Origin of the sequence: Janibacter anophelis NBRC 107843, from assembly GCF_001570945.1 — a bacterium.
Lineage (GTDB): Bacteria > Actinomycetota > Actinomycetes > Actinomycetales > Dermatophilaceae > Janibacter > Janibacter anophelis.
The window spans coordinates 1-11,768 of the sequence record NZ_BCSQ01000081.1 but is presented as its reverse complement, the minus strand read 5'-3'; the positions used below and the strand labels follow the sequence as shown (position 1 = coordinate 11,768).

Below are 11,768 nucleotides of genomic sequence, written 5' to 3'. Positions count from 1 at the left end.
GAGCCTCAAGACGCCCCGTCGTGGGGCCTGTGGACAAGTCCACGGGCCCCACGACGTTTTTCTCTAGCGTTGCGGGCATGGGTGGACAGCAACGGATTTCGATCGACAGTGAGGGCATCGAGGGACTGGGTCGGCAGCTGGGGGCCATCGCCGACTACCTCGAGGCCAAGGCGAGCACGGCCAACGACGAGGTGGTGCGCACGTTCGGGTTCCCCAGCTGGGAGGGGACCAACGCCTACGAGGAGGCGATCGGTGACTACGAGCGCGAGCGCATCCGGGTGTGCCGGCAGCTGCGCGAGCTCAAGCGGCTCGCGCAGGATGCCGGCCCTTGGTACGTCCTGACCGAGGACCTCATCGACGAGCGCAATCGGGGGATCCTCTGATGGCGCTGCACGACCCGGGCACGATCGAGGAGGGCGACCCGTCGGCGATCCGAGCCCAGGCCGACGAGTTGCGGACGGTCGCGTCCAACATCCACACCGTCGCCCGGATGCTGCGTACCGTCTCGACGAAGGGGGTGTGGGAGTCCTGCGCCGGCACGATGTTCGACAACGAGGTCGGCAAGACGCCCGACGACCTCGAGGCCATCGCCGGCCGGCTGAGCGGCACCGAGCGGATCATCCGCCCCTACGCCGACCGGCTCGAGGACGACCAGGCCACCCTCGAGCGGATCCGCACGCGCTACGACGACAACGACCGCACCGCCGAGGACCGGCGCACCAGGCTGGCGACGATGACCCCCGAGGACCCGGAGTACGTCGCCGTCGACCGTGAGTACCGGGCCGCGGCCAATTCACGTGAGACCAACAAGCGGGAGTTCACCCGCGTGGCGGAGGAGGCTGCGACCGACGAGCGCGACGTCGCCAGGCGCCTGGGATCCGTCGGGTCGGAGCTGAGCGACTCGGACGCCTACAACCGGTGGGAGGCGTCGGAGCGGATCGGCGGCAGTTCGTTGGCGCACAACCGCGTCGCCGACGTGGTCAAACCGGTCGGGGCGCTGAAGGTCGGGGAGCCGATCGGCAAGTTCGGCCGCCGTGCCTTCTACGGCGAGGGCAGCTACCAGGACGTCAGCCTCACGACCGTCCTGACAGTGGCCAACTTCGTCGCGGGAGGCAAGGGCAAGGGGGCCAAGACCCGCGACACCGATCGGGTGAGCCGCCGTGCCGACGAGTTGGCCAAGGCCACGCCCGGCACCCGCTCGACCAACCCGATCGCCCACCAGCGGATCATCGCCAACGCCAAGGTCTCGGCCAAGGACAAGGTGGCCACCTCACGCATCAAGGCCCGGCACAAGACCGAGGACCTCGTCGCCCAGAAGACGGGTGCCCGGCTCATCGACGATGCCGCTGCGGACTGGGCGGCGATCGCGGGGGCCGGCCGCGTGCGCAAGGGCGTCCACGTCGCCAGGTACTCGGTCAAGGGGGCCCACCACACCAACTCCACGATCGACTCCGTCCGCTCCGGACTCGATCGGGTCGACCGGCTCACGGAGCCGGAGCACGAGACGCGGGAGCGACAGGAGCGCGCGGAGGCCGCCGAGCGTCGTCGCGCCGCCGACCAGCGGCGTCGTGACGAGGCCGTGGACGAGTTCACGACCTGGCCGGTGCGATCGTTCCTGCCCTCGGGCGGGACGTCCTGAGGGCACGGTGCTCGGTGGGCACGGGGCGAGCGGGACGAAAAGTGCGTTGCGACCCCTTCGCCACGGTGCGAGCGTGACGTCATGCCCGACATCCACGTCACCCTCACCGACCCCGACGACGACGCGGCCACCGCGCTGCTGCTCGACCTGGACCGGCTCGTCTGGTCCGACGCCGCGCGGGTGCCGCTGGCGGAGGCGCTGCGCGACACCCCGGCACGGGCCGGTTTCGTCGCGACCCGCGACGGGGAGCCGGCCGGCATCGCCGGGTCGTGGGACGTCGAGGTCTCCATCCCGGCGAAGGGGGGCGCCGCCCTTCGTCCTGCCGAAGGCCTGACGTGGGTGGGGGTGCACCCCGACCACCGGAGGCAGGGCGTGCTGAGCGCGCTGGTGCGCGAGCACCTGCGGTGGACCCACGAGGAGCAGCACCGCTCGATCGCCGTGCTCAAGGCGTCGCAGGAGACGATCTACGGCCGCTTCGGCTATGGCGTCGCGAGCTCGGCGCTGCGCTCGCGGTTCGCGAGTGGCACGACCTTTGCCGCGCCCGACGCGGTGCGCGCGCTCGCCGACGCGACGACGACGCGCACGGTCACCGCGAGCGAGGACCAGGCGTCCCGCTGGCACGAGCTGGCCCGCGAGTGCGGCGGCCAGGCAGCCGGTCACGTCGTGCGCAGCCTCGAGGACAGCGCGCGCCTACTGCGCGACATCCCGGAGAGCCGGGGGGACCGCGAGCCGGCGCGCCTGCTGTGGGCCGTCCGCGACGGGCGCGACGTCGGCTGCGCGTACTTCCACCGCAGCCCGAAGTGGGACGACGGGCAGCCACAGGGACAGGTCGGCGTCTTCTTCCTCCTGTCCACCGACGCCGGCGCCCGACTCGCGCTCGCCGAGCGCCTCACCAGCCTCGACCTGATGAGCGAGACCGAGTACTGGATCACGCCCGACGACCAGCTCGCGCTGTGGCAGCCGTCGCTGCGCTCCATCGGGGGCGGCGGCATGAGCGACTGCCTGTGGCTGCGCCTCGTCGACCTGCCGACCGCGGTCACCGAGCGCGGCCACGCGACCGACCTCGACGTGGTCGTGCAGGTGCGCGACGACCTGCTCGAGCACAACTCCGGCACCTGGCGTTGGAGCGCGACCGACGGCGAGGGGGCGGTCACGCGCACCGACGCCGAGCCCGACGTCGTGCTCGACATCGGTGACCTCGGCGCAGTCTGGCTCGGCGGGCAGAGCCTGCTCGCCCGGGCCGCCGCCGGGTACGTCACGGGTGACCCCGAGGCGGTCGCCGCGCTCGACGCCGCACTGCGCACGGGCATCGGTCCGGTGACGACGATCGACTTCTGAGCCGGTGGTCTCGAGGTTCGGGCGCGGGCGCCCGCACACCTCCACCAGCGTGGCGTCTGACGTGACCGATATCCTCGCCCCCATGCCCACCCCCCTTCGCGAACCCGTCTCCGCGAAGGACCTGCACTACAACGAGGACCTGCCGGTCGTCGCCCGCAAGGACGACATCGCCGCCGCGATGCGCGAGCACCAGGTCGTCATCGTCGCGGGGGAGACCGGGTCGGGCAAGACGACCCAGCTGCCCAAGATCGCCCTCGAGATCGGTCGCGGGCGCGAGGGGCAGATCGGCCACACCCAGCCGCGACGCATCGCCGCACGCTCGGTCGCCGAGCGGATCGCCGAGGAGATGCAGGTCGAGCTCGGTGGGCTCGTCGGCTACCAGGTGCGCTTCGCCGACCACAGCAGCGACTCGACGGCGGTCAAGGTCATGACCGACGGCATCCTGCTCAACGAGATGCAGCGTGACCGCGACCTGCGCCGCTACGACACGATCATCATCGACGAGGCACACGAGCGCTCTCTCAACATCGACTTCATCCTCGGCTACCTGGCGCAGCTGCTGCCGCGTCGCCCCGACCTCAAGGTCGTCATCACCTCCGCGACGATCGACCCGGAGCGTTTCGCGGCGCACTTCGCCGGGCCTGACGGCCAGCCCGCACCGATCATCGAGGTCTCCGGCCGCACCTACCCGGTCGAGGTGCGCTACCGCCCCCTCGGTGAGGACGAGGACGACGACGGCGACCAGGTGACCGGCATCTGCCGGGCCGTCGAGGAGCTGTGGACCGAGCCCGACCCCGGTGGTCCGCGCGACGTGCTCGTCTTCCTCTCCGGCGAGCGCGAGATCCGCGACGCACAGGACGCGCTGACCTCGATGCGCCTGCCCGACACCGAGATCGTCCCGCTCTACGCGCGGCTGTCCGCGGCCGAGCAGCACCGCGTCTTCGCCCCGCACTCCGGGCGTCGGATCGTGTTGTCCACCAACGTCGCCGAGACCTCGCTGACCGTCCCCGGCATCCGCTACGTCATCGACGTCGGCACCGCGCGCATCTCGCGCTACAGCCAGCGGACCAAGGTCCAGCGCCTGCCGATCGAGCGCATCTCGCAGGCCTCCGCCAACCAGCGCGCCGGCCGCTGCGGCCGTGTCGCCGAGGGCGTGTGCATCCGCCTGTACTCCGAGGATGACTTCGAGGCACGACCGGAGTTCACCGACCCCGAGATCCTGCGCACCAACCTCGCGAGCGTCATCCTCCAGATGACCTCGCTCGGACTCGGCGACGTGGCGCGCTTCCCCTTCGTCGAGCCGCCCGACTCACGCCAGATCGCCGACGGCGTGCGCCTGCTGCAGGAGCTGCAGGCCTTCGACACCGAGACCGTCGCACGAGCGACCCCACAGGCGAAGGGGGGATCCCGCGCCCGTGGTCGTCGGCTCACCCCGACCGGCCGCACCCTCGCCCGGCTCCCGGTCGACCCGCGCCTGGGGCGGATGCTCATCGAGGCCGACCGCCTCGGCTGCACGACCGAGGTGCTCGTCATCGTCGCCGCCATGTCGATCCAGGACCCGCGCGAGCGGCCCGCGGAGATGCGCGCCCAGGCCGACCAGCAGCACGCCCGCTTCCGGCAGGAGGGGTCGGACTTCGCCAGCTGGTGGAACCTCTGGGTCTACCTCAAGGAGCAGCAGAAGGCGTTGTCCGGCAGCGCGTTTCGCCGGATGTGCAAGCGCGAGTACCTGCACTACCTGCGCATCCGAGAGTGGCAGGACCTGCACTCGCAGCTCGTACGCGCGGCCAAGCAGCACAAGATCGACACCCGGCAGCGCACGTCGGCGGTCGACGCCGAGCCCGACTGGGACACGATCCACCAGGCCCTGCTCACCGGGCTGCTCAGCCACATCGGCCTGCGCGACGAGGACAAGCGCGACTACCTCGGAGCGCGGGGAGCGCGCTTCTCCATCCAACCCGGCACGACGAACTTCAAGCGGCAACCCCCCTTCGTCATGGCGGGTGAGCTCGTCGAGACCTCACGCCTGTGGGCCCGCTCGTCCGCTCGCATCGACCCCGTCTGGGCCGAGCGCGCCGGTGCCCACCTCGTCAAGCGCACCTACTCCGAGCCGCGCTGGTCCAAGAAGGCCGCCTCCGTCATGGCGACCGAGCGGGTCACCCTCTTCGGCGTGCCGCTCGTCGTCGGGCGCTCCGTCTCCTACGGCAAGATCGACCCGGTCGTCAGCCGCGAGCTGTTCATCCGGCACGCGCTCGTCGAGGGGGAGTGGGACGGGCGGCACGAGTTCCTCGCCGCCAACCGCAAGCTGACCCGTCGCCTCGAGCAGCTCGAGGAGCGCGCCCGCCGACGGGACCTGCTCGTCGACGACGAGGACGTCGTCGCGTTCTACGACGAGCGCATCCCGGCCGAGGTCGTCTCCGGCGCACACTTCGACTCGTGGTGGAAGCAGGCGCGCCGCGAGCAGCCCGACCTGCTCACCCTCACCGAGGAGCTGCTCACCCGCGACGACGCCGAGGCGATCAGCGGGCGCGACTACCCGCGCCGGTGGCGCACCGACGGCCTCGAGCTCGCGGTGACCTACCAGTTCGAGCCGGGCAGCGAGGACGACGGCGTGACCGTGCACGTGCCCGTCGCGGTGCTCAACCGGCTGACCGCGGACGGCTTCGACTGGCAGGTGCCCGGGCTGCGCGCGGAGCTGGTCACCGCGCTCATCAAGTCGCTGCCCAAGGCGACCCGGCGCCACCTCGTGCCCGCCCCAGACCACGCGGCCGCCGCCCTGGAGCAGCTCGACCCCGACGCCGGCACCTCGATCACCGCGCAGCTGTCGCGCGTGCTCGGTCGCCGCGCCGGCATCCGTATCGACGAGGGGGAGTGGGACTGGTCGCGGGTGCCCGACCACCTGCGCGTGACCTTCGCCGTCGAGGACTCGCGCCGCCGCCGGCTCGGCAGCGGCAAGGACCTCGAGACCCTGCGCGAGGGCCTCGCCGGCCACGTCCAGCAGGGCATGTCCCGCGCCGGCGCCTCCATCGAGCGCACCGGCCTGACGACGTGGGACCTCGACGAGCTGCCCGCCACCTTCACCACGCGGACCGGCAAGCACACCGTCATCGGCTACCCGGCACTCGTGGACGAAGGGAGCAGCGTCGCCGTCCGCGTGCTGCCGGACGAGCAGCAGGCGCTCGGGGCCCACCGCGCCGGCGTGCGCCGCCTGCTCCTGCTCGGCACCGCCCCGCCGTGGAAGCGCGTGCTCGCCCGCCTGACCAATGCGCAGAAGCTCGCCCTCGCCGACAACCCGCACGGCTCGGTGCCCGCCCTGCTGGAGGACGCGCTCGCCGCCGCGGTCGACGACATCGTCACCCAGCACGTGCAGGGGCCGGTCCGCACCCGCGAGGCCTTCGAGGCGGCGCTCGCCGCCACCCGCACCCATGTCGCGCAACGCGTCCTGACCGCGGTCGCCGAGGTCGAGCCGGTCCTCGTCCAGCGCGCGGAGGTCCTCGCGACGCTGGACCGCATGAGCGCCCCCGCGCTCGCGACGACCGTCGCCGACGTCCGCGCCCAGCTCGACGGGCTCGTGCGCCCGGGCTTCGTCGCCGACACCGGCATGGACCGCCTGCCGGACCTGCGGCGATACCTGCGCGGCATCTCCCTTCGCCTGGACAAGGCAGCGGAGAACCCGCGACGCGACGCCACCCACCAAGAGGCGATCGACGGGGTGGAGGCCGCCTACGCCGACCTGCTGGACGCCCTGCCGCCGCTGCGGCGCCGCTCCCCGGACGTCGTCGACATCGGCTGGCTCATCGAGGAGCTGCGCATCTCCCTCTTCGCCCAGACGGTCGGCACGGCCCGCTCCGTGTCGGCCAAACGGGTGCGCGCGGCCATCGCCGCCATCCCGACCTGAGCGGGGGAATGGCCCCGGGCCACGGGTCGTTGACACAATGAGTGCACCACCGACCAGGAGGACCCCACGTGACCGAGCGCCTGTACCGCTACGAGGTCGACACCGACCCCGCGCTGCTGCAGCCGGGGCCGATGATCGTGGCCTTCGACGGCTTCTTCGACGCCGGGATGGCCCAGCGCCTGCTCGTCGACCACCTCCTCGAGGCGAGCGAGGCGACCGTCGTGGCCTCCTTCGACATCGACGGGCTCATCGACTACCGCAGCCGTCGCCCCGTCATCACCTTCGACGCCAACCGCTACACGGACTACTCCGACCCGGCGCTGCTGCTGTACCACCTGCTCGACCGTGACGGCCAGACCTACTACGTCCTCACCGGACCCGAGCCCGACTACCGGTGGGAGGCGGTCATCGAGGCCGTCACGACGATCATGGACGACCTGCACATCAGCCTCGCGGTGCACGCCCACGGCATCCCGATGGCCGTGCCGCACACCCGCCCCGTCGGCATGACCGTCCACGGCAGCGACGAGCGGCTCATCGGCGACCACAAGCCGGTCTTCGGCACCGTGCAGGTCCCGGCCTCGCTCGCGGCGCTGCTCGAGCTGCGCCTCGGGGAGTCCTCCCGCGACGCCGTCGGCTTCAGCATCCACGTGCCGCACTACCTGGCCCAGTCGACCTTCCACGACGCGGCCCTCACTGCGCTCAACGCGATCGTCGACACCACCGGGCTCAACCTGCCCAACGACGCGCTCGCCGAGGCCGCCCGCGAGGGTCGGCTGCAGATCGAGCGCGAGGTCGAGGACAACGACGAGGTCAAGGAGGCCGTGCAGGCGCTCGAGCGCCAGTACGACGTCCACCTGCGCGGCCTCGAGCGGCCGAGCCTGCTCGCGGGCGAGGGGCAGGACCTGCCGTCCGCGGACGAGATCGGCGCGGACTTCGAGGACTTCCTGCGCACCGTCGACGAGACCGACAACCCGTAACCCCACTCATTGACCGCGCATTTCCCCGGGGAAATGCGACCACGTGATGTCGAGAGGTTGCATTTCCCCGGGGAGATGCGCGGTCACTTCGCCTCGGACCAGCGCCGCACGACCGAGGTGTCGGCGACGAAGCGCACCTGGTCACCGCCGAGCCACCGCCGGGCGGCGTCGGTGAGCGCCCGGTCCACCGCCGCAGCCGCCTCCTGCGCGCGCGCCTGCGGCACGTGGACGAGCAGCTCATCGTGCAGGCACAGCACGATCCGGCCGTCGAGGGGGCGCAGCACGACGCGCACCGTCGCGGCCCACGCCTTGAACAGCTCCGCCGCCGACCCCTGGATCACCGCATTGCGGGCGAAGCGCCCCCGCGCCGCCGCCAGCCCGTCCCGCCCGCTGTCGTCGAGCCCACCGACGCCGAAGTCGGTGCGCACCAGGCGCCCGCCGAAGGTCCGCACCGGCTCACCCCGTCGCCCCCGGTCCTGCGCGCGCTGCAGGTGCGCCATCGCGACCGGGTACTCACGCTCCAGGCCCGCCAGCGCCTCGGCCGCCGGGCCGGAGCGTTGCCCGTACATCGCCGCGAGGACCGCGATCTTGGCGACCGGTCGCTCCACGCCGAGTCGCTGGGCGACGGGCGCGTAGAGGTCGTCCGCGCGGGTCGCCGCGGCGAAGGCCTCGTCGCGCGAGACCGCCGCGAGGACCCGCGGCTCGACCTGCCCGAGGTCGGCGCGCACCAGGACGTGACCGGGCTCGGCCGCGACCGCGGGCCGCAGCTCGGTCGGCAGGTTGTGCAGGCCTGCCTGGGCGGTCATCCGCCCGGCGGCTCCGTCGCAGGCGGCCCACGCGCCGCGCAGCCGGTCGTCGGCGCCGACGTGCTCGCGCAGCCAACGCCACCCGTACGTCGTCGCGATGCGCTCGCGCCGCCGCCACTCGAGCAGCGCGGGGACGACCGGGTGGGACGCGGCGTGCACCTCGAGGACGTGCTTGCGGGTCGACGGCACGTCGACCCCGACGCGGGCGAGCATCGCCTTGACCTGGGCGGGGTTGCGCAGGTCGACGTGACCGGTGCCGGGGACGGCAGCGAGCACGGGCGCGTCCCGGATGTCGCGGGCGGCGATCTCCTCCTCGAAGGTCCGCGGCTCCGGGCCGGCGGCGTCCGTGACGAGTCGCCGCGCGGTCTCCCGGTCGATGGGCAGCCCACCCCGCTCGAGCTCGACGCACAGCACCGCCGCCGCGGACTCGGCGCGCGCAGCGGCGACCGCACGAGGACCGCGGGCGCTCACCCCTTCGTGCTGGGCGGTGGCGACCTGCCGGGCCGCCTCGGCGAAGGCCGCGCACCGCTGCGGCGTCGTGAGCCACGTACCGGTCACCGCGTCGGCGCGCAGGTGCCCGGAGCCGAGGACGAGCTGCTCGGCCGGCACCTCGTCGGAGAGCAGGTCGAAGAGGTCTCCCGTCGGCGCGCTCGGTGCGGTGTCCGGGTCGAGCCCGTGGACCGCCGCCCACGCGCGCTCCGGGCCGGCGGCCCAACCCCCGTGCCCGAGACGGTGGACCTCCGCGACGTCCCACGTGCGGTCCAGTGGCGCGAGGGCGACCAGGGGCGCGACGGAGGCGGCGGACCAGGTGACCCAGCGGGTGCCGGGGGAGAGCGCGGCCGCGAGCGAAGGGAGGTCCCCCGCCAGCGTCGGCGGACCGTCCGGCGGCAGCACGGCGCCGACGCCGTCGACCCCGACGACGACGGCTCCCAGCGGCGGCGTTCCCACGAGCGGTGAGGCTACCCGTGGCAGGATCGTCCCGAGAGCGACCACACGATCAGCATCGTTGGAGGACGACACATGGGATTCATCTCCGACCGTCTCGGGTTCGGCCGCAAGGAGCAGGTGCAGCAGACCCGCACCGCGCTCGAGCAGGCGCAGGACCCGGACTCGCAGGGCGCGCTCGGCGGCCCGGCACTCAAGCTCGTCGAGAACCTGCTCGACTCGGGCATCGACGGACGAGGTCCCTTCGACTCCGCGCAGCAGGTCGCCGACAAGGCCCTGGCCAAGCACGGCGGCAATGTCGACAAGGCGGTCGACGAGGTCATCGCCGACCACCTCAAGCTCGCCGGCGCGAGCGGCTTCGTCACCAACCTCGGTGGCTTCGCGACGATGATCGTCGCGCTGCCGGCCAATGTCCTCGGCTTCTACGTCCTGGCCACCCGCATGGCCGCCGTGGTCGCCAAGCTGCGCGGCTACGACCTGGCACAGCCCGAGATCCGCTCGGCGGTCCTGCTCAGCCTTGTCGGCGCCGACGCCCAGGACCTGCTCGCCAAGGCGGGCATGGTCGCGCCGACCGGTCGTCTGGCCGGGCTGGCCGCGCAGCGGCTGCCCGGGCCGGCCCTCATGGTCGTCAACAAGGCCGTCGGGTTCCGCATCCTCTCCCAGGCGGGGAAGGGGGTCTTCGCCCGTTTCGGCAAGGCCGTCCCGTTCGTCGGTGGTGCCGTCGGCGCGGGGATGGACCTGTGGCTCATGCGCCAGCTGTCCCAGCACGTTCGTCAGGAATTCCCTCCGGCTGTCGGGTAGCGTCCCGTCGGCCGCGGAGGTGTCGCACCCGGCGAAGCAGGGCTTCGTGCAGGCCTTCGCGATCTACATCGACACGATCTTCGTCGGCACGGCGACGGCGTTCATCATCATCTCGACCGACATGTATTCCGTGTACGAGGACGAGACCTACCCGGGACCGACGCTCTACGAGGGCGCCATCGGCGCCGGGGTGGAGCCCGGTCCGGGCTTCGTCCAGAACGGATTCGACACGCTCGCGCCCGGGTTGGGCTCGAGCTTCGTCGCCCTCGCGCTGGCCTTCTTCGCCTTCACGACGATGGTCGCGTACTACTACATGGCCGAGGTCAACCTCTCGTACCTCACCCGCAAGATCCGCAGCGGCACCGTGCGTCGCGGGATGATCCGCGGGCTGCAGGCCCTCATCCTCGTCTCCGTCGCCTACGGAGCCGTGACCACCGCCGGCTCGGCCTGGGGCCTGGGTGACATCGGCGTCGGCTCGATGGCGTGGATGAACATCATCGGCATCCTCGTGCTGCAGGTGCCGGCGCTCAAGGCGCTCAAGGACTACCGCGCGCAGAAGAAGCAGGGACTGGACCCGCAGTTCGACCCGCGGGCGCTGGACATCGAGGGCGCCGAGTTCTGGGAGCACCGGGCTGCGGGCCGTTCGCGAGTGAGCGAGATGTCGGACACCTCCGGCTCCTGACGGAATCCCGGTGGGGCGCGGTACGTTGGAGATGAGCGCCGCGCCCCGACCGGGGATGCCCGAGCGTCAGGAGATCACGATGGCCATGAGTCACCGCGTCCGCAGTGCCGCCCACCTCGCCTCGGCGGTCAACAACGCCGCACGCCCGGGTGGGCCCAGCCTCTTCCAGCGGCTGCGCGCCGTGCCGCGCCTCGTGCGGGCCGTGCGCTCCGGGCAGTACACCGGCCTGTCCTCCACCCGCCTGCTGATGCTGCTCGCAGGGGTGGGCTACGTCGTCTCGCCGATCGACGTCGTGCCCGAGGGCCTGCTCCTCGCACTCGGCCTCGTCGACGACGTCCTCGTCATCGGCTGGGTCGCCACGACCCTGGTGCGCGAGACCGAGGACTTCATCGCCTGGGAGCAGGCCGTGGCCGCCCACGGGGGATACGACCAGCACGCGCAGCAGCAGGGGGCGGGCCCGCAGGACGCGCGCGGGCAGCAGTGGGAGGAGCCCATCCGCTCCTGGGTCGTGCCCGACTGATCCACAAGTTCAGCCCGCCGAAAGGCGGTTTCCCCAGCTGCATCCGGCCCCTGTCGAGTCCGCTCGGCAGGGGCCAGATTCGTCCCATGACACTTCACGCCCGACCACGTTCCCCCTTCGAGTTCGCCGTCCTCCTGCCGTACCGGCTCGGCTACCACCCGC

The 11,768-nt window shown here is 72.3% G+C and carries 8 protein-coding genes and 1 pseudogene; 8 read left to right on the top strand and 1 reads right to left on the bottom strand.

The window, feature by feature from the left end; all coding sequences use genetic code 11:
• Positions 1-77: 77 nt before the first annotated feature.
• The 5 genes from JAN01S_RS15475 to JAN01S_RS15455 all read left to right on the top strand — a co-directional run bounded on the left by JAN01S_RS15475 (position 78) and on the right by JAN01S_RS15455 (position 7,852).
• On the top strand, positions 78-383 hold the full coding sequence (locus JAN01S_RS15475; RefSeq protein WP_068319582.1) for a hypothetical protein: 306 nt from the start codon (positions 78-80) through the stop codon (positions 381-383).
• A complete protein-coding gene (locus tag JAN01S_RS15470; RefSeq protein ID WP_068319579.1) occupies positions 383-1,639 on the top strand; it encodes a hypothetical protein in 1,257 nt (418 codons plus the stop codon). Before JAN01S_RS15475 ends, JAN01S_RS15470 begins: the two co-directional genes overlap by 1 nt.
• Before the next feature lie 81 nt (positions 1,640-1,720).
• Positions 1,721-2,977: a GNAT family N-acetyltransferase gene (locus JAN01S_RS15465; RefSeq protein WP_068319577.1), complete on the top strand. Its 1,257-nt coding sequence runs from the start codon at positions 1,721-1,723 to the stop codon at positions 2,975-2,977.
• Between the two features lie 82 nt (positions 2,978-3,059).
• Complete coding sequence (gene hrpA, locus JAN01S_RS15460; RefSeq protein WP_068319575.1) at positions 3,060-6,872, top strand: ATP-dependent RNA helicase HrpA; 3,813 nt, start codon at positions 3,060-3,062, stop codon at positions 6,870-6,872.
• A 68-nt stretch (positions 6,873-6,940) separates the two neighbouring features.
• Entirely contained in the window at positions 6,941-7,852 is a 912-nt protein-coding gene (locus tag JAN01S_RS15455; protein WP_068319573.1) for a proteasome assembly chaperone family protein, read from the top strand.
• Between the two features lie 83 nt (positions 7,853-7,935).
• On the opposite strand, the gene JAN01S_RS15450 is transcribed toward JAN01S_RS15455, so the two are convergent.
• On the bottom strand, positions 7,936-9,606 hold the full coding sequence (locus JAN01S_RS15450) for a DNA polymerase (protein ID WP_244884864.1): 1,671 nt from the start codon (positions 9,604-9,606) through the stop codon (positions 7,936-7,938).
• 72 nt (positions 9,607-9,678) lie between these two features.
• Between JAN01S_RS15450 and JAN01S_RS15445 the strand changes: the two genes are divergently transcribed.
• The 3 genes and pseudogenes from JAN01S_RS15445 to JAN01S_RS15435 all read left to right on the top strand — a co-directional run bounded on the left by JAN01S_RS15445 (position 9,679) and on the right by JAN01S_RS15435 (position 11,606).
• The gene (locus JAN01S_RS15445) at positions 9,679-10,404 is read left to right on the top strand and encodes an EcsC family protein (protein ID WP_068319572.1); all 726 of its coding nucleotides are present in this window, start codon (positions 9,679-9,681) and stop codon (positions 10,402-10,404) included.
• 7 nt (positions 10,405-10,411) lie between these two features.
• Positions 10,412-11,086, top strand: a pseudogene (locus JAN01S_RS15440) (alanine:cation symporter family protein); the annotation flags it as partial.
• A gap of 31 nt (positions 11,087-11,117) precedes the next feature.
• Entirely contained in the window at positions 11,118-11,606 is a 489-nt protein-coding gene (locus JAN01S_RS15435) for a YkvA family protein (RefSeq protein WP_244884863.1), read from the top strand.
• Positions 11,607-11,768 lie beyond the last annotated feature (162 nt).